The sequence below is a fragment of the Micromonospora cynarisoli genome, assembly GCF_030518815.1.
Lineage (GTDB): Bacteria > Actinomycetota > Actinomycetes > Mycobacteriales > Micromonosporaceae > Micromonospora > Micromonospora wenchangensis.
The window spans coordinates 4,081,249-4,103,294 of the sequence record NZ_CP130426.1; the positions used below are offsets into that span (position 1 = coordinate 4,081,249).

Sequence of the window (22,046 nt, forward strand, 5' to 3'; positions counted from 1 at the left end):
CGTGATGAGGGGTGGTCTGGACGAGACACTGGCCCGGTTGGCCCGCCGTGAGGAGGCCCGTCGTCGCCGGTCGGCCGATCCGGAGACCGACGACGGCGGCGACCCGGTGGAGGAGGTGGCCGAGGCGGTCCGCCGGGTGGTGGCCGCCCGTCCCGGACTGACCGTGGTGCTGCGCGTCGAGTACGCGGGGCGCACGTACCCGCTGCGGATCGAGCAGGCGCAGCCCGCGGCCCGCAACGAGCGGCCGGAGGTCGGGACGCGGGCGGGCGTCGACCCGCCGGCCGCCCCGCCGCCGGCCTGGCCGCTGGCCGACCGGACGCCACCGGCCTGGACGCCGGCCCGGGAGGTGCCGGGTGTCGATCCGGCGGCCCGGCTCGCCGAGTTGATCCGGCGGGACCCGACGCTGCTCGACAACGACACCTGACGGCACGACCGTGGCGCGGCCCCACGCGTTCCGGGCCGGTCGGGCGGCTGGCCTGGGCGGTCGTACCGGATGACCACGGGCGGAGGCGGCGGCGGGCGGCTACTGTCGGGCGATGCCCGCACCGGATCTGACCCTGACCGCCAGCCTGCGCCCGGCCGCGCTGGACGCCCGACGTGGCATCGTCCGGCTGCACCCGGAGGTGCTCACCGCCCTGGCCCTGCGCCCGGGGGACCCGGTACGGCTGGCCGGCAGGCGGGTCACCGCCGGGATCGTCGCGCCCGCCGAGCCGACCGCCAGCGCCGCCCTGCTCTATGCCGACGACCTGACGCTGGGCAACCTCGGGCTGCGCGACGGCGGTCAGGTGACCGTCGGCCCCGCCCCGGTGACCCCGGCCCGACGGGTGACCCTCTCGGGCCCGGTGTCGGTGCTCGCCGCGGTGTCCCCGGAGATGCTCCGGCTCGCCCTGCTCGGCAAGGTCGTCAGCGAGGGTGACAACGTCTCGCTGCTCCCCCAGGACGTGCTCCCCGACGCCTCGGTACGCGGTCTGGTCGAGGCCGCCCGCCGCAGCCTCGCCAACACCGTCGGGTACGCCTGGACGAGCACCCTGCTGACCGTGGTCACCGCCGACCCGCAGACCGGTGGCCTGGTCACCATGGACACCGTGGTCGGCTGGGAACACGGCCAGGTCACCCACGGTTCCTCCGGCCCGGCCGGTTCCGGGCGGGGTTCGACAGGCCGGACCGGGGCGGCTCCGGCCGGCAGCGCGGCGGGTCCGGCCGGGGAGGCCGGCGGGACCGCGCACGACGACGACGTGCCGCACGTGGACGAGCTGCCCGGCCTGCGGGCCCAGGCCGAGGAGCTGACCGAGCTGTTGGACCTCGGCTTCCACCACCGGGAGGTGCTGGGGCGGCTGGGCACCACGGTCTCGCTCGGTGTGCTGCTCAGCGGGCCGGCCGGCTCGGGCAAGTCGGCGCTGGTGCGGGCGGTGGCGAAGGCGGTAGGTGCCCGGGTACGCCCGCTGTGGGCGCCGGAACTCGCCGCGCTGACCAACGACGCGGCGGCCCGACGGCTGCGCGAGACCGCCGCCGAGCTGGCCTCGGGCGGGCCGGCCGTGCTGCTGGTCACCGACGTGGAGGCGCTGGCCCCGGCCGAGGACGCCGGGCCGCTGGCCACCGTGTTCCGGCAGGTGCTCGCCGGGGCCGTCCGGTCGGGCACGGCGGTGGTGTGCACCACCTCGCGGCCGGAGTCGGTCGATCCGGGGTTGCGCGCACCGGATCTGCTGTCGCTGCGGATCTCGGTGCCGTTGCCCGATCCGGCGTTGCGCCGGGAACAGCTGACGGTACTGACCAGGCAGGTGCCGCTGGCCGAGGACGTCCGGCTCGACGAGGTGGCGGGGCGTACCCCCGGGTTCGTCGCCGCCGACCTGGCCGCGCTGGTCCGCGAGGCCGGGGTACGGGCGGCGCTGCGGCAGAAGACGGCGCAGACCCCGACGGTGGCGATGGCCGACTTCACGGCGGCGCTGGAGGTGGTCCGGCCCACCACCATGGCGGCGTCCACGCTGGAGCTGGCGACGGTCACCCTGGACGACGTCGGCGGCCTCGGCGACGTGAAGCAGACCCTCACCGAGTCGGTGCTCTGGCCGCTGACCTACCCGGACACCTTCGCGCGGCTGGGGGTGCAGCCGCCCCGGGGGGTGTTGCTCTACGGGCCGCCCGGGTGCGGCAAGACCTACCTGGTGACCGCCCTGGCCGGGACCGGACGGGCGAACGTGCTGTCGGTGAAGGGTGCCGAGCTGCTGTCCAAGTGGGTGGGCGAGAGCGAACGGGCCGTGCGGGAGCTGTTCCGCCGGGCCCGCGAGGCCGCGCCGACGCTGGTCTTCCTCGACGAGATGGACGCGCTGGCCCCGGTGCGCGGCCAGGCCACCGACGGCGGTACGACCGACCGGGTGGTGGCCGCCCTGCTGACCGAGTTGGACGGGGTGGAGGCGCTGCGCAACGTGGTGGTGATCGGGGCGACCAACCGTCCGGACCTGGTCGACCCGGCCCTGCTGCGCCCCGGCCGACTGGAACGGCTGGTGTACGTGCCGCCGCCGGACGGTCCGGCCCGCGCGGAGATCCTGCGGGCCGCGTCCCGCGCCGTGCCGCTCGCCGAGGACGTCGACCTGGCGGCGCTCGGCGAGGAGTTGACCGGCTTCTCGGCGGCGGACTGTGCCGCGCTGGTGCGGGAGGCGGCGCTGGCCGCGATGCGGGAGTCGCTGTCGGCCGCCACGGTCACCGCCGCCCACGTCGCCACCGCCCGGGACCGCGTCCGCCCCTCCCTGGACCCGGAGCAGGTCGCCTGGCTCGCCGCCTACGCCGACAAGCACGCGGGCTGAGCCCGCTGTTGTTGCCGTGGGACGCGACTCGTCCCGACCGGGCGGGCAGGCGGGTTTGCCAGCTCGGGCCGGGCGGATCGCCGGTAACAGGTGGACGTGGCGGTGAGCGACATGCCTGAGCGGCATAAATATGACAGGTGGTCATATCACTCACCGTGGGAACCTCGACCGTCGGCGACACGCCACCCCCGGGGTGGCCGGCGGCGGGGTCAGCCGGCGGCGGGGGGTGTCGCGTCGAGCGAGATCTCCGCATACACCCTGTCGTCGTCCTCGCGGAGCTTGGCACCGCAGTTGCGCAGCACCGCGACGGCCCCCAGGTTGTCCGGGGTGGTCTCGGCGACGACGGAGTGCATGCCGGCCGCCGCCGCGGCGTTGAGCAACTCCCGCAGGGCCGCCGCGCCGAGGCCCTGGCCCCGGGCCGACCGGCCGAGCCACATCCCGGTCTCCACCACCCCCGGGGCGTCGCGGCGGGTCATCCGGATCATGCCGACCACCTCGCCGCCGGCACACACGGCGAACATCAGGGTGCGGGTCGGGCCGTTCAGCCCACCGAAGCTGGCCCGGTGGAAATCCCGGAACGCCTCGCGACGGGCGAGCGACCAGCCGGCGGGGGCGTCGACCGGGGGCATGACGTCAGCCGGCTCCGCCTCGGCCGCCGCTACGGAGAGCAACGATTCCAGGTTCGCCTCGTCCACCGGTTCCAGCCGTACCGTGCCTGCCACGTGCCGCAGTCTGCCGCCCGCACCGGACGTCGTCCACCCCTTTGGCCGGTGACTGGCGGTCTGGTCGGAGGTATCGGCCGGTCGTCCCATCGGAGCTGGGAACCTCACGCTCCGCTGTCACGGCGGGCGGGGCTCAGCGGCGGCGGTTGCGGGCGCGGGAGGCGCGCAGCCGGCGGAGCCGGCCGATCAGCAGCGGCTCGGCGGCCAGCGCGGCGGGACGGTCCAGCAGGGCGTTGAGCAGCTGGTAATAGCGGGTCGCGGACAGCCCGAAGGTGTCCCGGATGGCCTGCTCCTTGGCCCCGGCGTGCCGCCACCACTGCTGTTCGAAGGCGAGGATCGACCGCTCCCGCTCGGTCAGCTCGTCGCCGCCGGACCCCGCCCGCGCACCGTCCTGTCCGGCCGCCGGCCCGGACCGGGGCGACGGCACGTCGGCGTCCGGTGCCGGTCGGGGTGCGGGCAGGTCGGCGTCGGTGGGCGGCGGCACGGCGCTCCTCGGCAGGGTGGACGACCGGGCGTGCCGGCCGGGGAAGCCCAGCTTAACCAGGGTGGGCGACGCTTCCGGACGACGGACGGGGCCCGGATCAGGTGATGTCCCGCCGGCGCATCATCCAGAACGCGGCGACCATCACCACGACAATGCCGATGCCGAACACCAGTGCCGAGTCCTGCCAGGTCACCAGCATCTCCTTGGGCGTGCACGCGCCTTGGACGAAGTCGCAGGAGCGGTAGTCGACGAGGGTCCACTGCTTCTGGAACCAGGCCAGCGCGTAGGTGGACAGCACCCACCTGTCACCGAACCGGACCTCGGCGATCGTCGTGGCGATCCGGATGCCGATCTCGCTGACCACCCCGGCCCCCACGGCCACCCCGAGCGCCATCGCCGTGTGCCGGCCCAGGGACGCCAGGGCGAAGGCCACCGCGCCGGCGGCGAGGATCATCGCCAGCGCCCGCAGGCCGCTGATCCCGGCGGACTGCCACACCCCGGAGGTGACCTTAGCGGTGGTTCCCCGGAAGGTGGCGATCAGCCAGAAGGCCAGGGTCCACAGCGCCCCGAGCAGCACGGTCACCCCGGTCAGCGTGGTGAGCACCGCGGCCAGTTTGGTGCCGAGCACGGTGAGCCGTTTCGGCCGCCACAGCAGCAGGTTCATCATCCCGCCGGTGCTCCACTCGGCACCCACGAACGAGGCACCGATCAGGAAGCCGAACAGCGCCACCGCCCCGGCGAAGACGGCGATGAAGTCGCCGAACTCGGCCCGGAAGTCGAACTGGTAGGGCAGGTTCCACTTCGGGTCGAACATGTCGGCGGTGGGCTTCCAGTCCCGGCCGCAGTTCGGGCCGTACCGTTCCTCGGTCTCCTCGCCGCGCGCCTTGGCCGCGTCGCACTCGACGATCGAGCGTTCCCACTCCCGGACGGCGTCCCGGAAGTTCGCGTCCGACTCCGCCTGCGCCTGCGCGATCACGGCCGGCGAGAGCTTGTGGCTGGAGAAGGCGAAGGCGGTGACGATGCCGGCCAGGCCGACGACGAGCAGGATCAGCATGACCCGGGTGAGCCGGCGCTTGGCCAGCCGACGCAGTTCGGTGACGTACAGGCTCATGCGCCCCACCCTCCCGTGGTGCCGGCGGCGTGGCCCGGCTCGCCGATCGTGGCGGACTGGTCGACCTGGCGGTGCTGACCGGGGACCGGAGCGGTGGCGGTGATCTCCAGGAAGACGCTCTCCAGGTCCACCGAGACCGGGGCCAGTTCGCTGACGTACAGGTGTTGTTCGGCGAGCAGCCGGCTGACCGTGGCCGGCTTGTCCACGCCGGCCAGCATCAGGTGGTCCGGGTGGCGGGTGACCGCGACGCCGGCCCGGCCGAGCAGGTCGGCGGCGGCGGCGAGGTCCTCGGCGGCGTCCAGCCGCACCCGTACGCCGCCGTGCGAGTGCTGGGCCAGCACCTGCTCCACCGGGCCGGCGGCGACCCGGCGGCCCAGCGAGATGATGGTGACCTCGTCGCAGATGAGCTGGATCTCGCCGAGGATGTGGCTGGAGAGCACCACGGTCATCCCGGATTCGGCGAGGGTGCGCATCAGGGTGCGCATCTCCCGGATGCCGCCCGGGTCGAGGCCGTTGGCCGGCTCGTCGAGGATCAGCAGTCGGGGGTTCTTGAGCAGGGCGGACGCGACGGCGAGCCGCTGCTTCATGCCGAGCGAGTACGTCTTGACGCGCTCGCCTGCCCGGTCGCGCAGCCCGACGAGTTCGAGCACCTCGTCGACCCGTACGGCGGGGACGTCGCCGGCCCCGGCGAGCAGGGACAGGGTGTCCCGGGCGGAGAAGTGCGGGAAGAACTGCGGGCTCTCCACGATCGCGCCGACCTGGCCGGCGACGGCGGGCAGTGCGCCGGGCACCTCGTGGCCGAGGACGGCCATCCGCCCACCGTCGGGCTGGATCAGCCCGAGCAGGGTACGCAGGGTGGTGGTCTTGCCCGACCCGTTGGGGCCGAGGAAGCCGTGCACCTGACCGGCCTCCACCCGCATGTCGAAGCCGTCCAACGCGTTGCGGACCCCGCGCCGGCGGCTCTTGTACGTCTTACGTAGACCTTCGATCTCCAGGACAGCCGACAAGCTGCGCCTCCCCCGATGGTGGCTGATGACAGCGGTCACCATACTCGGTATACCCGGCAGGGCAATACCCGGTATGCATCGGGGCCCGTTCACTACCGTCGGTGCACCGACGGTTCACTCAGGCACAGACGACGGTCACTCCGGCGGTGCGGAACGCATCGACCAGTTCCGGTGCCGCCCCGGAGTCGGTCACCAGGGTCTCCACCCGTTCCACCGGGCAGATCCGGGCGAACGCGTGACCGCCCAGCTTGGACGAGTCCGCGATGATCACCACCCGCTTGGCCCGCGCCACCATCAGGTTGTTCATCGCCGCCTCCCCCTCGTGGTGGGCGGCGGCACCCAACTGGGGATCGAGCGCGTCCACGCCCAACAGGGCGACGTCGAGGGTGACCTCGCGCAGCAGCGCCCCACCCAACGGCCCGACCAACTCGAACGACTTCGGCCGCACCACACCCCCGGCGACCACCACCTTCATCCGGGAGCGGACCAGCAGTTCGTTGGCGATGTTCAGGGCGTTGGTGACCACGGTGAGCTGGGCGCCCTCGGCGCTGGTGTTCAGATCCGGCCGGACGGCCAGGGCGCGGGCCACCTCGGTGCTGGTGGTGCCGCCGTTGAGGCCGACAACGGTGCCGGGCGAGACGAGCGCGGCGGCGGCGGCGCCGATCCGCTGCTTCTCGGCCGAGTGCTTGGCCGTCTTGTAGCGCAGCGGCAGGTCGTAGGAGACGCCGTTGGCGACCGCGCCGCCCCGGGTCCGCGTGATCATCTGCTGCTGGGCGAGCTGGTCGAAGTCGCGCCGGATGGTCGCCTGGGAGACGTCCAGCCGCTCGGCGGCCTCCTCGACGCTGACCCGACCACTGTCGGTGAGCATTTCGAGCAGAGCGTTCCACCTGGCGTACCGGTCCACGGGGGGCCTCCGACTCTGCACGAAGGGTGATCGAATGCGTGCACAGTAGTGCGCGAAACTCCCGGTACGCAAAAACCCCGACTGCGCGATCCGGGGGCAGGTTGCCACGCACACCTCGGTTCGCGCAGAATAACGCGCGAAAGACGGTGGTAATGAGCCGTATTGCGCACCTCCCTCCCCTGTGCGAGGAGTTCCCCATGGCGTACGTCGACGCGGAGATCGCCAGCCAGCCCGACTGCTGGCGGGAGGCGGCCCGACTGGCCGGCACCGTCGCCGGCGTGCTCCCACGCCCCGGCGAGCGGGTCGCCGTCGTCGGTTGCGGCACGTCGTGGTTCATGGCCATGGCGTACGCCGGGCTGCGCGAGCGGGCCGGCCACGGCGAGACCGACGCCTTCCAGGCCAGCGAGTTCCCCGCCGACCGCCGCTACGACCGGCTGATCGCGGTCACCCGCTCCGGCACCACCACCGAGGTGCTCGACCTGCTCGTCGCGCTGCGCGGCCGGACCCCCACCACCGTCCTGGTCGGCGATCCCGGCTCGCCCGCCGTCACGCTGGCCGACGCGGCCGTGCCGATGCCCTTCGCCGACGAGCGGTCGGTGGTGCAGACCCGGTTCGCCACCACCGCCCTGGCGCTGCTCCGCGCCCACCTCGGCGACAACGTCGAGGCGCTGGCCGCCGACGCCGAGGTCGCCGTCCGCGCCCCGCTGCCGCTCGACCCGGCCCGCATCGACCAGGCCACCTTCCTCGGTCGCGGCTGGACGGTCGGGCTGGCCCAGGAGGCCGCGCTGAAGTGCCGCGAGGCGGCCACCTTCTGGGCCGAGGCGTACCCGGCCATGGACTACCGGCACGGCCCCATCTCGATCGCCGGCCCCGGCCGGCTGGTCTGGGCGTTCGGGGAGCTGCCCGACGGCCTGCCGGAGGACGTGGCGGCCACCGGGGCGGCGTTCGTGCACAGCCGGCACCACGGCTGCCACACCGTGCTCGGCAGCTGGGCGGCCGGCCGGACCCCGGTCGACCCGCTGGCCGACCTGATCCTCGCCCAACGCTTCGCGGTGGCCCTGGCGACCAGCCGGGGGCTGGACCCGGACGCACCCCGGCACCTGACCCGCTCCGTGGTGCTGGCATGACCGAGGGGCCGCCGGGCGACGACCGGGTCGTCGTCGCGTTGGACGTCGGCGGCACCGGCATGAAGTGCGCCCTGGTCCGGCCGGACGGCAGCGTGCTGCACGCCGAACGGCACCCGACCGACGCCGGGCGCGGCCCAACCGCCGTGGTGGAGACCGTCCTCGCCGTCGCCGAGGGGCTGGCCGAACGGGCCCACGCCGCCGGGTCGACCCCGGTGGCCTGCGGCGTCGCCGTGCCCGGGGTGGTCGACGAGGCCGCCGGGGTGGCGGTCTGGTCGGCCAACGTCGGCTTCCGGGACGTACCGCTGCGCACGCTGGTGGGGACACGGCTCGGGCTGCCCGCGGCGCTCGGGCACGACGTGCGGGTGGGCGGGATCGCCGAGGCCCGGCTCGGAGCCGGCCGGGACGCCCGGCACGTGCTCTTCGTCGCGATCGGCACCGGCATCGCCGCCGCGCACGTGGTCGCCGGCTCGGCCGCCGTCGGCGCGCACGGTGCGGCCGGCGAGATCGGCCACATCCTGGTACGCCCCGACGGCCCACGCTGCGGCTGCGGCCGGCCCGGCTGCCTGGAGGCCCTCTCGTCCGCCTCGGCCGTCGCCCGCCGCTACGCCGAACTGGGCGGGGCGACGGCGAGCGCGGCCGACGTGGCCGGGCGGGCGGCGGCCGGTGAGGAACTGGCCGGGCGGGTGTGGCGGGAGGCCGTCGAGGCCCTCGCCGACGGGCTCGCCACCGGGCAGGCGCTCTACGACGTCGACACCATGGTCATCGGCGGCGGCCTGGCCCGGGCCGGCGGGCAACTGCTCGACCCGCTCCGCGCGGCCCTGCGCGAACGGATGACCTTCCATCGGGAGCCGCGCCTGGTCGCGGCGGCCCTCGGCGACGAGGCCGGCTGCCTCGGTGCCGCCCTGCTCGCCCTCGACAGTCTGGAGAGACGATGACCCAGCGGGTGACCGGCAAGGTGGTGACCCCGACCGGCGTGATCCGGCAGGGGTGCGTGGAGCTGGACGACGAGCGGATCACCGCCGTCGCCGAGTACCCGGCCAAGCGCGACGGGCACTGGATCGTGCCCGGGTTCGTGGACATGCACACCCACGGCGGGGGCGGGCACACCTTCACCACCGGTGACGTCGACGCCGCCCGCGAGGCCGCCGGATTCCACCTGCGGCACGGCACGACCTCCCTGCTGGCCAGCCTGGTCAGCTCCCCGTTCGAACTGATGCGCACGGCGACCGCAGCGTTCGCGCCGCTGGTCCGCGAGGGGGTGCTGGCGGGCGTCCACTTCGAGGGTCCGTACCTGTCGGCGGCCCGGTGCGGCGCGCAGAACCCGGAGTTCCTCCGCGACCCGTCCACCGACGAGCTGTCTCGGCTCATCGAGGAGGGCGGCGGGGCGGTCCGCATGGTCACCCTGGCCCCCGAACGCCCCGGCGCGCTGGACGCCATCAAGCTGCTCACCTCGCACGGGGTGGTCGCCGCCGTCGGCCACACCGACGCCACCTGGGAGCAGACCCGGGCCGCCGTCTCGGCCGGGGCGAGCGTCGGCACCCACCTGTTCAACGGGATGCGCCCGCTGCACCACCGCGAACCGGGCCCGGTGGTCGCCCTGCTGGAGGCCGCGAACGTGGTCTGCGAACTGGTCGCCGACGGGGTGCACCTGCACGACGGGATGCTCACCTTCGCCACCTCGGTGGCCGGCCCGGAGCGGGTCGCCCTGATCACCGACGCGATGGCCGCCGCCGGCATGCCCGACGGCGAGTACGAGCTGGGCGGCCAGGCGGTCGCCGTGGCCGACGGGGTGGCCCGGCTGGCCCGGGACGGGGCGATCGCCGGCAGCACCCTCACCATGGACGCGGCGCTGCGGCACGCCGTCGCCGCCGGCATCCCGATCGCCGACGCGGTACGCATGGTCGCCACCACCCCGGCCCGTGCCATCGGCCTCGGCGACCGGGTGGGTGCGCTCCAGACGGGCCGTCGGGCGGACCTGGTGGTGCTCGACGACGAGCTGAACGTCGTCCGGGTGATGCGCGCCGGTGCCTGGCTCGACTGACCCCGCTCGCCGGAGAGGTCGGGCGGGTCAGGCGGTGGGGACCTCGACGCCCAGGACGGCCTGCTCGTCGGGGCGGTGCACCAGCACGTCGGCCAGGTAGGACTGCACCGCCGGCCCCATCCCCACGTCCCGGCCGGCCCGCTCGGAGAGCAGCCACTTGTGCTCGATGATCTGCGCGAAGACCTCCTGCGGCTCCAGCTTCTGCCGCAGGTGCGCCGGAACCGCCCGGACGACCGGCTCGAAGACCTCGGTCAGCCAGCGGTGGGCCGCCTGCTGCTCGTCGGTCAGGTCGCTCTCCACCCGGTAGGCGTCCAGGTCGTTGAGCAGCCGGCGGGCCTGGTTCTCCTCGGCGTCCAGGCCGGTGAGCCGGATCAGCCGCCTGGTGTGGTAGCCGGCGTCGACGACCTTCGGGCGGACCAGGTACCGCCCGTCGTCGACAGTGGACAGGGCCACCTCGGCGACGTCGAAGCCGAGCTCGTTGAGGCGACGGATGCGCCGCTCGATGTCGTGCCGGGCCTCCCGCTCGACCTGCTGCTCGTAGGTGATCTCGTGCCAGAGCCGTTCGTAGCGCTGCACCACCTCCTCGCAGACCACCTCCGGGTCGATCGACTCGTGCAGCAGCCCCGCCGCCTGGAGATCGAGCGCCTCACCGAAGATGTTGACCCGGGCGATCTCCAGGTCCTCGCCGCGCTGGCCGGAGGAGAGCGACCGGTGCAGCGCGCCGGTCTCGGCGTCGACCAGGTAGGCGGCGAACGCCCCGGCGTCCCGCCGGAACAGGGTGTTCGACAGCGAACAGTCGCCCCAGAAGAAGCCGGTCAGGTGCATCCGGACCAGCAGCACGGCGAGGGCGTCGAGCAGCCGGCCCATCGTCTCCGGACGCAGCGTGCGGGAGAACAGCGCCCGGTAGGGCAGCGAGAACTGGAGGTGCCTGGTGATCAGCACCGGGTCCAGCGGGGTGCCGTCGTCGGCCTGCCGGTCGGCCACGATGGCGATCGCCTCCACCGACGGGAAGTCGATCCGTTCCAGCGCCCGCAGCAGGTCGTACTCGCGTTCGGCGACCCGTTCACCGGTCTCCTTGACCGCGTACACGTAGTCGCCGAGGCGGACGAAACGGACGATGTGCCGGGAGATGCCCTGCGGCAGCGCCACCAGGTGCCGGGCGGGCCACTGCGTAAGCGGGGTCGACCAGGGAAGGTCGAGCAGCGCCGGGTCGACGAGGGCCGAGGTGATCCGCACGGGGACAAGTGTGCCGGGTGTCCCCGCCCGACGCCTCCCTTCGTGGTTCGGCACACATCGACCCCGGCCCGTGCCGTCCCGGCCACCGGTGGCGGCCGGTAGCGTGATCGCGTGCGGCAGCGAACCACGACGGTACGCGGCGGGGTACGGCTCAGACCGGTCCGCCCGGCCGGCTGGTGGTACGACCTGCTGCTGCTCACCGCCCTGGTCGCGCTGACCGGTGCGCTCGCCACCGACCACCTGTTCGGCGTCGACCGGGCGGTCGCCGACTGGGCCGAGACGCACCGGCCGACCGCCGCCTACTGGATCGCCCGGGTGCTCAACCTGCTCGGCCAGGGCACCCCGCTGACGCTTCTCGCCACCGCCCTCGGGGTGCTGCTGGCCCTCCGGCTCCGTTCGGTCCGCCCGGTGCTGCCCCCGGTGGTCGCCTTCGCGCTCACCTACCTGACCATCGGCCCGCTCAAGGTGTGGACGGCCCGCCCGGCCCCGAGCGCCAGCGTGAAGGAGCCGTTCCTGTCGCCGGAGCGGACCCTGCCGCTGTTCCAGCACGAGCTGCCGGTCCGCTACGCCCAGTCGTACCCGTCGGGGCACGTGGCCAACGCGATCGTCTGGTACGGCGTGCTCGCCCTGCTGCTCGTCCCGCTGCTGCGTACCGTCGGCCGGCGGATGCCACCCCGGCTGGCCACCGCCGTGCGGGTGGTGCCGCCGCTGGTGGTCCTGTGCACCACCACCTACCTGGGCTGGCACTGGCTGACCGACTCGGTGGCCGGGCTGCTGCTGGGGCTGCTGCTCGACCGGCTGCTGCGCCGGGTCCCCTGGGACGAGCTGCCGTTACCGTCCCGGCTGCGCGGCTGGGACCGCCCGTTCACCGCCGACCCGGGCCGGTCGCGCGACAGGGGCCGCCCGTTCACCTCCGCCCCGTAACCTGCCGGGGCTTCGGGGTGCTCGCCCTCGGCTCTGGTACGCCGTCCGCCCCCGCTGGTCACTCCTGCGGATCACGCGACGCCGGGATGTCGGCGGGAGGCGGGGGCGGAGTGGTCTCGCGGAGCAGGGCGCTCAGCCCGGCCCGCCGGGCCACCACGGTCAGCCGGTCCCCCGCCGAGATCACCGTCCGGGGGTCGGTCCGCCAGTCGGTCCTGTGACCGGGCCGGGAGTGGGCCAGCAGCCGCACCTCGCCGGGCCGGGCCACCGCGCCGAGCGGGCGACCGTCCAGGGCCGCACCGGCCGCCACCGGCACCTCCACCACCAGCAGGGCGTGCCTGTCGACCGGGATGGTGGCGATCACCGCCCGGTCCAGCAGGGCGGCGGCGAACGACGGCGCGGCCAGGTAGGACACGCTGCGCGAGATGCCGATGCCGAACGCCCGCTGGATACGTTCGGCGAAGTCGCCGTCGAAGAGCCGCAGCACCACCCGCAGCTCCGGGTTGAGCGCCCGGCCGTTCAGCGCGGCCCGCAGGTTGACCCCGTCGTCGGTGGAGACCACCACCAGCGCCTGGCAGTGTTCCACCGAGGCCGAGCGCAGCGTCTCCTCGCGGGCGGCGTCCCCGACGATCAGCGGTACGCCCAGCCGCCGGGCCAGCGCCGCGCCGCGCGCCTCCGCGCTGCGGTCGATCGCCACCACCTCGACACCGAAGTCGTGCAGCTGGGCCATCACCCGGGTGCCGATGTTGCCCAGTCCGACGACCACCACGTGCCCGGTGCGTTCCGGCTGGATGCGCCCGGCGTGCAGGGCCAGCCGGGCGTTGACGATGCCGTCGACCACCACGGCGGTGATCAGCGGGATCAGCGCCAGCCCGGCCAGGTTGAGCACCACCTGCATGATCTGGGCGGCTGCCGGTTTGGTGACGTCCGGGTCCTGGCCGCTGAGCGTGGTGACCAGGGTCAGGTAGAGCGCCTCCGTCCAGCTCACCGCGACCGCACGGGCGTTGAGCCAGCCGAGCAGGGCGATCACCCCGAGCAGGGTCAGCACCGCGATGCCGATCTTGCGGGTGGCGAAGCTGCGGACCGCCCGCAGCAGCACCGCCAAGGGTCGCCGGCGACGGCGTGCCCGGACCAGCCGACGGGCCGCCAGCTCGGTGCCGGCGGGCTGCCCGGTCGCCTCGGCGAGCACCACGTCGGCGGCGTTCTCGTCGGCGGGCAGCACCCGGACCAGTTCCGGATCGGTGGTGACGGCCAGCCCGCAGACCACGTCGGCGGGGCGGACGTCGGCGCGGCGGGCCACGTAGAGGGTGCGACCACCGTGCCGGAAGTGGGTCGGGGCCACCTCGCCGAGGGCCGCGGCGACGAACGCCGGGGCGGCCATCGAGGCGTCGGAGAGGACCGCCGAGTCGGGGAAGAGCTGCCGCAGGCCGTTGGCGAGGCTGGTGTTGAACATTCGGACCACCAGGCGCAGCCGGGGCTCGACCTCCTGCGCGCAGAGCGCGGCCTGCATGTTGCCCACGTCGTCCTGGTGCAGCAGGGCCAGGCCGTCCGCCCCGGCCAGGCCGGCCCGGCGGAAGGTCGCCTCGTCGAGCCGGTCGGCCCGGACCACCTGGACGCCGTCGACGTCCCGCCCGTCGGGGCCCTCGGAGCGGCGGCGTTCCGGCACCACCAGGGTGATCCGGACCCGGCCGTGCGCCAGGTCGGTGCCGAGCAGCGCCCGCACCACCCAGTACGCCAGCGGGTCACCGCCGCAGACCACGTAGTGCGGACGGGTGTCGCCGTTCATCCGTAACCGCCAGCCGGTCGCGCGCCGGGCCCGGTCCCGCAGGGGTTCGGCCATGCCCGGATGGTAGCCAGCCGGTCGCCGGGGACGCAGCCCTGGTGAGCCGCACCGGCCGGCGTGGGAACGGCACCGGTGGCCGCGTAGGCATGGTGGGCGTGGCGGCGGGTAGAGCAGCGGGCGTGCAGACGTTCCTGCCGTACCCGGACTTCCTGGCCAGCGCGCGCTCCCTCGACCAGCGGCGGCTGGGCAAGCAGCGGGTGGAGGCGCTCCAGGTGCTGCGCGGGCTGACCCGGCCGGGGTACGGCTGGCGCAACCACCCGGCGGTGCGGATGTGGGCCGGCTACGAGGAGGCGTTGACCCGGTACGGGCTGGACGTGTGCGCGGTCTGGTCGGCGGCGGGCCGGGCGGACACCTGCGCGTCGACCCTGGTCACCGACCTGACCACCGCCCGGGGCCACGGCCGGGTACGCAGCCAGGCCGAGTTGGCCGCCGCCGGTGAGCTGCCACCCTGGCTGGGCCGTGACGACCTGCACCGCAGCCACCGTTCGGCGCTGCTGCGCAAGGACCCGGAGCACTACCGCCCGCAGTTCGGCGACGTACCGTCCGACCTGGAGTACGTCTGGCCGCCGTCCGACCGCCCCCCGCTCGCCGCCGGGCGGCCCGCCGACGGCGGCGCAACCTCCTGACCGGCCGGACCGGGCCTGGTCGGGCAGACTGGGGGTCCCTCGGGTCGGAAGGTGCACATGGCGCTGTCGCAGAAGCTGGGTCGGCTCATCGGCGTACGCGAGCACGTGGTGGACCCGGGCGGGGGTGGCGCCCCCCGGGTGGCCCGGCCGACCACGGCCGTGGTGGTGGGCGGCGGGATCGCCGGCATGTCGGCGGCGGTGGTGCTCGCCGAACGCGGGGTGGACGTGACGGTGCTGGAGGCCGCGCCGACGCTGGGCGGCCGGCTCGGCGCGTGGCCGGAGGCGCTCGCCGACGGCAGCCAGCTCAACGAGCACGGCTTCCACGCGTTCTTCAGGCAGTACTACAACTGGCGGTCGATCCTGCGGCGGGTCGATCCGACGCTCGGTTTCCTCAAGCCGGTCCCCGGCTACCCGATCCTGTCCGCGCAGTGGCCCACCGAGGAGTTCGGCAGGCTGCCCCCGGCCCCGCCGGCCAACCTGCTCGCGCTCCTGCTGCGCAGCCCCAGCCTGCGCCTGGCCGACCTGCGCACGATGGACCGGGACGCCGCGCTGCCGCTGCTCAGCTACGATCCGGTGCGCACCTACGTCGAGTTCGACGACACCACCGCCGACGCGCTGCTCGCCTCGCTGAAGCTGCCGGACCGGGCGCGGGCGATGCTGTTCGAGGTCTTCTCGCACTCGTTCTTCAACCACGAGACCGAGATGTCGGCCGCCGAGATGATCGCCCAGTTCCACTTCTACCTGCTGGGCAACCCGGAGGGGTTGGCGTTCGACTGCCCCGACGAGGACTACGCCACGGCGATCTGGCAGCCGCTGACCAGGTACCTGGAGCAGCACGGCGGCCGGGTGCGCACCGCTTCGGCCGCCGCCCGGCTGGACCGGGAGCCGGACGGCTGGCGGGTGACCACCGCCGACGGCACCGTCCACCCCGCCGGGCAGGTGGTGCTGGCCGTCGACCCGCCCGCGCTGGCGGCGCTGGTCGACGCCTCCCCCGGCCTGGTCGCGGTGGCGCCCGAGCTGGTGGCGCGGATGCCCGCGTTCGGCCGGCCGGGTCCGCCGTACGCGGTGGCGCGATACTGGCTCGACGGGGACGTCCGGGCCGACCGGGCGGTGTTCAGCGGGGTGTCCCGCCAGCCCACCCTGGACTCGGTGACCCTCTACCACCGGCTGGAGAACGAGTCCCGCCGCTGGGCGCAGCGCACCGGCGGCGCGGTGGTGGAGCTGCACGCGTACGCCTGCGACGAGGGGGTGCCGGCCGAGGAACTGGCCGAACGGATGCGCGCCGAACTGGTCGCGCTCTGGCCGGAGGTCGCCGGGCTGGGGGTGCGGGAGCTGCGCGCCCGGGTCGAGGCGCAGGCCCCGGCGTTCACCCCGGGCAGCCACCCCGGCCGGCCCGGGGTACGCACCGACGCCGAGGGCCTCTACCTGGCCGGGGACGGCATCGGCACCGACTTCCCCAGCGCGTTGATGGAACGGTCGGCAGCGACCGGGATCGTCGCCGCCAACCACATCCTGCGGGCCGCGGGGGCGGCCACCGAACCGGTCCGCTCGATCCGCCCCCGGGGACTGCTCGCCGGGGAGTGAACCGTCCCGCCGGCCCACCCGACCGGTGGGGTCGGGCGGGCCGGGCGGTCAGCGTGCGGTTCCGTGGTAGGCGTCCCGCATGAGCTGCTGCATGTCGTCGAGCATCGGCATCCGGGGGTTCGCCGGGGCGCACTGGTCCTCGTAGGCGTTGAGGGCCTGCTGCGGCAGCGCCGCCTCGAACGCCGCCCGGTCGACGCCGATCGCGGCGAACGACGGTTCGATGCCGACCGCGTCGCGCAGCCGTTCCACCGCGTCGGCCAGCGACGCCACCCCTTCCGCCGGGGTGCCCGCCGGCAGGCCGAGCTGGGCGGCGATCTCGGCGAACCGTTCCGGTGCCCGGTAGCTCTCGTAGCGCGGCCAGCCGGACAGCTTCGACGGGACGGTGCCGTTGTAGCGGATCACGTGCGGCAGCAGCACCGCGTTGGTCCGGCCGTGGGCGATGTGGAACGTCGCGCCGAGGGTGTGCGACATGGCGTGCACGATGCCGAGGAAGGCGCTGCCGAACGCCATCCCGGCGATGGTGCCCGCGTTGTGCATCCGTTCCCGCGCCTCGGGGTCGGCGTCGGCCACCGCCCGCTCCAGGTTGCCGAAGACCAGCCGGATGGCGTGCAGGGCGAGCCCGTCGGTGAAGTCGTTCGCGTACACCGACACGTACGCCTCGATGGCGTGGGTGAGCGCGTCGAAGCCGCTGTCGGCGGCGATGGTCGCCGGCATGCTGGCGGTCAGCACCGGGTCGACGATCGCCACGGTCGGGGTGAGCGCGTAGTCGGCCAGCGGGTACTTCTTGCCGGTCCGGTGGTCGGTGATTACCGCGAACGGGGTGACCTCCGCGCCCGTGCCCGACGTGGTCGGTACGCAGACCAGCCGGGCCAGCGCGCCGAGGGTGGGGAAGGTGAAGGCGCGCTTGCGGATGTCGAAGAACTTCTCCCGCATGTCGTCGAAGACCACGTCCGGGTGCTCGTAGCGCAGCCACATCACCTTGGCGGCGTCCATCGCGGAGCCGCCGCCGAGGGCGACGATCGTGTCCGGCCGGAAGGCCCGCATCAGCGCGGCCCCCCGGTCGACGGTGTCGACGCTCGGCTCGGGCTCCACGTCGTCGATGATCTGGAGGGCGATCCGCTCGGGGCGGCGTTGCAGCACCCGGTTGATCCGGTCGACGAAGCCGAGCCGGGTCATGGTGGCGTCGGTGACCACGGTGACCCGGTGCACGTCGGGCATCTCGGCCAGGTAGCGGATCGCGTTCGCCTCGAAGAAGATCTTCGACGGGACCTTGAACCACTGCATGTTGTTGTTCCGTCGGCCGATCCGCTTGATGTTGAGCAGGTTCACCGCCGAGACGTTGTCGGACACCGAGGTACGCCCGTAACTGCCGCAGCCCAGCGTCAGCGACGGCAGGAACGCGTTGTACATGTCGCCGATGCCGCCCTGCGAGGCCGGCGAGTTCCAGATGATCCGGATTGCCTTGACCCGGCGGCCGAACTCCTCCACCAGCTCCTCGTCGGCGGTGTGGATGACCGCGCTGTGCCCGAGCCCGTGGAACTCCACCATCTGCTCGGCGTACCGCAGGCCCTGCTCGCGGCTGTCGGCGCGCAGCACCGCCAGCACCGGGCAGAGCTTCTCCCGGGTCAGCGGCTCGTCGGGGCCGACCCGGTCGACCTCGACCAGGATGATCGAGGTGTCCGGGGCGACGGTGATCCCGGCGGCGTCGGCGATCCAGGCGGCGCTCCGGCCGACCACGTCGGGGTTGAGCTTGCCGGCGGGGAACAGCAGCGCCTCCAGCTCGGCCTTCTCGGCCGGGGTGGCCAGGTGGGCGTGCAGGGTGCGGAACTCCTCGACGGCCGCGTCGTGGATCGCCGCGTCGAGGATGACTGCCTGCTCGGAGGCGCAGATCATGCCGTTGTCGAACGACTTGGACAGCACGATGTCGTTGACCGCGCGCTTGAGTTTGGCGGTCGCCTCGATCCAGGCCGGCACGTTGCCCGCGCCCACGCCGAGCGCCGGTTTCCCCGCCGAGTACGCCGCCCGCACCATGGCGTTGCCGCCGGTGGCGAGGATGGTGGCGACCCCCGGGTGGTGCATCAGCGCGGTGGTCGCCTCGACCGACGGCTCCTCGATCCACTGGATGCAGTGCTCGGGCGCTCCGGCGGCGACCGCCGCGTCGCGTACCGTGCGGGCGGCCTCGACGCTGCACCGCTGCGCCGCCGGGTGGAAGGCGAAGATGACCGGGTTGCGGGTCTTGAGCGCCAGCAGCGCCTTGAAGATGGTGGTCGAGGTGGGGTTGGTGACGGGGGTGATGCCGGCGACCACGCCCACCGGGTCGGCGATCTCGACGATGCCGCTGATCTCGTCCCGGCTGATCACCCCGACGGTACGGGTCTTCGCCATGCTGTGCGTGACGTGTTCGCAGGCGAAGATGTTCTTGACCGCCTTGTCCTCGAACACCCCCCGACCGGTCTCGGCGACGGCGAGTTGGGCGAGGGCGGCGTGCCGGTCCAGCGCGGCCACCGACGCCTTGCGGACGATGTGGTCGATCTGCTCCTGGTCGTACCGGTCGTAGTCGGCCAGGGCCTTGAGGCCGTCGGCGACCAGGGCGTCGATCGTGGTGGCGAGTGCGGTCGACATGCTTTCACCTCGGCGGTTGGCGGCGTCTCGGACACCCTCAGCATCCATCGACGGGCGTCTCGGCGGTGGGGCGCAAGGACCCGTCCGACGGTGGCCAAAGGTCCCGTCGTCGCGCCGTCCCGGGCGTGTCCGGTCGGCCGAAGGTCCCGATGTCGGGCGGGGGCCACGCAGCGTCGCCTACCCGACACCGTGCCCCGCCGCCCCCGTCCACCATGATTCGCATGACGGGACCGCGAAAGGCCTACACGTTGCTCACCGTGGCCGCCATCGGGGTGGCGGTGCTGGCCTGGCGGATGGGGGTCGACAAGGCCAACGCCGTGGTGGGCCTGGCCGGCGTCTTCGCCGCGAGCGCGCTCGGGCTGCTGTCCCTGTTCAGCGCGATCGACCCACGGCTGTCCCGGGCGGCGACGGACGCCGCCGCCCTGCCGCCGGGGTCGACCCCGGCCGCGCCCGACGCACCGGCCGGGTCCACCGCCCCACCGGCCGGCCCGGGGCCGCGCCGCCGCTGGTGGCTGCCGGCCGGGATCGCCGCGCTGCTGCTGGTGATCGTCGGCACGGTGGCCGTCCTCTCCTGGCCGACGGACCGGACGCCTGACGCGCGGGGTGCCTCCCCCGCGACCTCCGTCGACGCCGCCTCGGCCGGCCCCACCGGCGCGGCGACCCCGGGCGGGTCCACACCCACCGTCGATCCGTCCGGGGCGACGCCCACCGCCACTCCGGCGACCCCGGACCCGGGTCCGGACGGGCCGACGACCGGCCCCGCGCCCACCCCCACGCCCGGACCGACGCCGACCAGGGGGCCGGTGGGGCCGGACTGGGTGCCGCCGGCCGGCGCACCGCACTGGACCCTGCTCGCCGAGGACTCGGTCTATTTCCTGCCGAGGCCCCGGGTGGCGAGGGGCACCGGCGCGGGCACCCTGATCTTCCAGGCGCAGCACCACCAGCTCGCCCTCTACGACTGGACCGACGACCCGACCGACCTCAGCTACGAGGGCTGCCGGAACCCGAAGGCACAGCGGTATCCGAGCATCGACCTCGAACAGCTCGAACCCACCCCGGTCACCTACTGCCAGCCCGACCCGGGCGACCCGACCGTGGTCAACTACGTCCGGATCGACCACAACCGCTACCTGGGGACGCCGGCCTCGGTCGACGTCACCGTCTGGTCGGTCCGCTCCTGACCCACCACCGCCTCCCCGGTCCCGTGGATCGTGGCGGGGAGCCGCCACCTCCCGTCACGATCGTGCAGGGTACGGGCGGCGGCGGGGGCATCGAAATGCGTTGCCCGCTCGCACCGCCGCGCATAGCGTGATCCGCGCACGGTCAACCAGTCGAATTGGGAGCACGCCATGACGTCGCCGCACCCCACCAGCGCGTGGCCGACGCCACCCGTCGGCGGTGATCGAGCCGAACGTCCCCGGGGCGGGAATCCCGACTGACGCGTGCCCGTACGCGCCGGCCGCCCCGTCCCACCCGAGGACCGGGCGGCCTTCGTCGTCCGGGCCGACCTCCGGCGGCGGGTTCGTCCGGGCCGGCCGCACTCCGGACGGGTGACTCCGCCCGCCGCCCCGATCGACCCACCGACCGCGAAGGGAGAGCCCGGTGGACGCCGTCCTCGTCATCAACGCCGACCTCGGCCCGCTGCACCGGGTCACCGTCCAACACGCGATCCGGATGCTGTGCCGTCGGGTCGCCGAGATCCACGAGGCCGAGCCGGACCGGGTGATCGGGGTCTTCCCCCTCCCCCGGGTGGTCCGTCTCGTCCGGTACGTCGTCACCCGCTGGCGGTTCAGCGCCGGCCCGGCCTGGTCCCGGGCGGGGGTGCTGCGCCGCGACGGTGGTCGGTGCGCGTACTGCGGCGGGCCGGCCAGCACCGTCGACCACGTGCTACCCCGCTCGCGCGGCGGCGGCAACACCTGGCGGAACACCACCGCCGCCTGTTACCCGTGCAACCAGCACAAGGGTGACCGGACCCCGGCCGAGGCGGACATGCCGCTGCGGCGGGAACCGGCGACGCCGAGTTGGGCGAGCCTCGCCGGGCGGTGACCGGACCGGCCGGCGGGCACAGGGGGTCGCGTCGGGTACGCCCGGTGCGACGCCCGCCGGTCCCACCGCCCCTCATGATCGAGTCGCTGTCGCCGGGGTAGCGGTATCCGCTGGCTCGGATACCGCAACGTCGCCGCCGGTGCGACCCGGGTCACTGACCGCCGGACGGGGACCAGGGAAAGTCGGGTTGGCGGCGTTCGTGGTGGGCCGCGACGCCCTCGCGGGCCTCGCCACTGTCCTGCACCTTCCGGTGCCACCAGGCGATCCGGGCCGGCCCGGCCCGGTCGTCGATGATCTCCTTGGCGGCGGCGATGCTGAGCTGGGAGCGCGCGGCGATGGCCGCGGTGATCGCGGTGACCCGGCCGGGCAGGTCATCGACCACCTCGTCGGCCAGGCCGACCCGCAGTGCCCGTTCGGCGTCGACCAGCTCGGCGGTGAAGATCAGGAACTTGGCCGTGGACGGGCCGACGAGCCGGGTCAGCCGCCGGGTGGACGGTGCCGGGTAGACCAGCCCGAGCCGGGCCGGCGGCACCCCGAACCGGGCGTCCGGGGCGGCGATCCGCAGGTCGCAGGCGACCGCGAGCAGGCAACCACCGCCCACGCAGGGGCCCTGCACCGCCGCGATCGTGGGCTTGGCGAACGCGGCCAACCGTTCCTCGGCGGCGACCGCGATGCCCGCGCCCCCGTTCGCGTCCAGCAGCTCGTCGAGGTCACCGAGGTCGGCACCGGCGCAGAACGCCCCGTCGGCGCCGGTGAGCACCAGGGCGCGCACGGCCGGGTCGGCCTCCAGCCCGTCCAGCAGCACGGGCAGCCGTCGCCACATGTCCGGCGTCATCGCGTTACGCCGGCTGGGGTTACGGATGGTCACCGTCGCCACCGCGCCGGTCACCCCGACGGTCAACTCCGCGTCCGACACCGTCGCGCCCCTCTCCTCGTGCCACCGGTGCGGCGACCATAACGGCGCGGGCCCGACG

General features: G+C 74.2%; 19 protein-coding genes. 10 read left to right on the forward strand and 9 right to left on the reverse strand.

The annotated features are described in order from the left end of the window. Positions 1-4 precede the first annotated feature (4 nt). Together Q2K16_RS17445 and Q2K16_RS17450 are read left to right on the forward strand one after the other, a co-directional pair. Positions 5-424 carry a hypothetical protein gene (locus Q2K16_RS17445; RefSeq protein WP_302738657.1) on the forward strand — a complete coding sequence of 140 codons (420 nt, stop codon included), beginning with the start codon at positions 5-7 and terminating at the stop codon, positions 422-424. A 112-nt stretch (positions 425-536) separates the two neighbouring features. Further along, entirely contained in the window at positions 537-2,798 is a 2,262-nt protein-coding gene (locus Q2K16_RS17450; protein WP_302738658.1) for an AAA family ATPase, read from the forward strand. Positions 2,799-3,007: 209 nt separating this feature from the next. Here the strand turns inward: Q2K16_RS17450 and Q2K16_RS17455 are convergent, their stop codons facing one another. The 5 genes from Q2K16_RS17455 to Q2K16_RS17475 all read right to left on the reverse strand — a co-directional run bounded on the left by Q2K16_RS17455 (position 3,008) and on the right by Q2K16_RS17475 (position 7,026). After that, positions 3,008-3,520, reverse strand: a complete 513-nt coding sequence (locus tag Q2K16_RS17455; RefSeq protein WP_302738659.1) for a GNAT family N-acetyltransferase — start codon at positions 3,518-3,520, stop codon at positions 3,008-3,010. 133 nt (positions 3,521-3,653) lie between these two features. Then, entirely contained in the window at positions 3,654-4,064 is a 411-nt protein-coding gene (locus Q2K16_RS17460; protein ID WP_302746517.1) for a DUF3263 domain-containing protein, read from the reverse strand. A 37-nt stretch (positions 4,065-4,101) separates the two neighbouring features. Continuing rightward, positions 4,102-5,115, reverse strand: coding sequence for an ABC transporter permease (locus Q2K16_RS17465; RefSeq protein WP_302738660.1), 1,014 nt, complete (start codon positions 5,113-5,115; stop codon positions 4,102-4,104). Continuing rightward, entirely contained in the window at positions 5,112-6,122 is a 1,011-nt protein-coding gene (locus Q2K16_RS17470; RefSeq protein WP_302738661.1) for an ABC transporter ATP-binding protein, read from the reverse strand. The genes Q2K16_RS17465 and Q2K16_RS17470 overlap by 4 nt, the downstream gene beginning before the upstream one ends. Positions 6,123-6,240: 118 nt before the next feature. Further along, complete coding sequence (locus tag Q2K16_RS17475; protein WP_302738662.1) at positions 6,241-7,026, reverse strand: DeoR/GlpR family DNA-binding transcription regulator; 786 nt, start codon at positions 7,024-7,026, stop codon at positions 6,241-6,243. Between the two features lie 197 nt (positions 7,027-7,223). Between Q2K16_RS17475 and Q2K16_RS17480 the strand changes: the two genes are divergently transcribed. Genes Q2K16_RS17480 through nagA form a run of 3 tightly spaced genes read left to right on the forward strand, consistent with a single transcriptional unit; the run spans position 7,224 to position 10,194 of the window. Then, positions 7,224-8,153: an SIS domain-containing protein gene (locus Q2K16_RS17480; protein WP_302738663.1), complete on the forward strand. Its 930-nt coding sequence runs from the start codon at positions 7,224-7,226 to the stop codon at positions 8,151-8,153. Continuing rightward, the gene (locus tag Q2K16_RS17485) at positions 8,150-9,088 is read left to right on the forward strand and encodes an ROK family protein (RefSeq protein ID WP_302738664.1); all 939 of its coding nucleotides are present in this window, start codon (positions 8,150-8,152) and stop codon (positions 9,086-9,088) included. Before Q2K16_RS17480 ends, Q2K16_RS17485 begins: the two co-directional genes overlap by 4 nt. Next, entirely contained in the window at positions 9,085-10,194 is a 1,110-nt protein-coding gene (nagA, locus tag Q2K16_RS17490; RefSeq protein ID WP_302738665.1) for an N-acetylglucosamine-6-phosphate deacetylase, read from the forward strand. The genes Q2K16_RS17485 and nagA overlap by 4 nt, the downstream gene beginning before the upstream one ends. Before the next feature lie 27 nt (positions 10,195-10,221). On the opposite strand, the gene Q2K16_RS17495 is transcribed toward nagA, so the two are convergent. Continuing rightward, complete coding sequence (locus Q2K16_RS17495) at positions 10,222-11,484, reverse strand: DUF4032 domain-containing protein (protein WP_489671778.1); 1,263 nt, start codon at positions 11,482-11,484, stop codon at positions 10,222-10,224. Positions 11,485-11,541: 57 nt separating this feature from the next. Between Q2K16_RS17495 and Q2K16_RS17500 the strand changes: the two genes are divergently transcribed. Beyond that, positions 11,542-12,354, forward strand: a complete 813-nt coding sequence (locus tag Q2K16_RS17500) for a phosphatase PAP2 family protein (protein WP_302738667.1) — start codon at positions 11,542-11,544, stop codon at positions 12,352-12,354. 58 nt (positions 12,355-12,412) lie between these two features. Here the strand turns inward: Q2K16_RS17500 and Q2K16_RS17505 are convergent, their stop codons facing one another. Next, on the reverse strand, positions 12,413-14,191 hold the full coding sequence (locus Q2K16_RS17505) for a potassium channel protein (RefSeq protein WP_302738668.1): 1,779 nt from the start codon (positions 14,189-14,191) through the stop codon (positions 12,413-12,415). 122 nt (positions 14,192-14,313) lie between these two features. On the opposite strand from Q2K16_RS17505, the gene Q2K16_RS17510 reads away from it, so the two are divergent. Together Q2K16_RS17510 and Q2K16_RS17515 are read left to right on the forward strand one after the other, a co-directional pair. After that, complete coding sequence (locus Q2K16_RS17510) at positions 14,314-14,820, forward strand: MSMEG_6728 family protein (protein ID WP_302738669.1); 507 nt, start codon at positions 14,314-14,316, stop codon at positions 14,818-14,820. A gap of 57 nt (positions 14,821-14,877) precedes the next feature. Continuing rightward, positions 14,878-16,404 (forward strand): FAD-dependent oxidoreductase, encoded by a 1,527-nt coding sequence (locus tag Q2K16_RS17515; protein WP_302738670.1) that lies wholly within the window; start codon positions 14,878-14,880, stop codon positions 16,402-16,404. 48 nt (positions 16,405-16,452) lie between these two features. Here the strand turns inward: Q2K16_RS17515 and adhE are convergent, their stop codons facing one another. Further along, complete coding sequence (adhE, locus tag Q2K16_RS17520; RefSeq protein WP_302738671.1) at positions 16,453-19,026, reverse strand: bifunctional acetaldehyde-CoA/alcohol dehydrogenase; 2,574 nt, start codon at positions 19,024-19,026, stop codon at positions 16,453-16,455. Positions 19,027-19,247: 221 nt separating this feature from the next. Between adhE and Q2K16_RS17525 the strand changes: the two genes are divergently transcribed. After that, a complete protein-coding gene (locus tag Q2K16_RS17525) occupies positions 19,248-20,207 on the forward strand; it encodes a hypothetical protein (protein ID WP_302738672.1) in 960 nt (319 codons plus the stop codon). 421 nt (positions 20,208-20,628) lie between these two features. Further along, entirely contained in the window at positions 20,629-21,072 is a 444-nt protein-coding gene (locus Q2K16_RS17530) for an HNH endonuclease (RefSeq protein ID WP_302738673.1), read from the forward strand. 151 nt (positions 21,073-21,223) lie between these two features. Here Q2K16_RS17530 and Q2K16_RS17535 read toward each other — a convergent pair whose 3' ends face one another. Continuing rightward, entirely contained in the window at positions 21,224-21,988 is a 765-nt protein-coding gene (locus Q2K16_RS17535; protein ID WP_302738674.1) for an enoyl-CoA hydratase/isomerase family protein, read from the reverse strand. Positions 21,989-22,046: the final 58 nt, after the last annotated feature.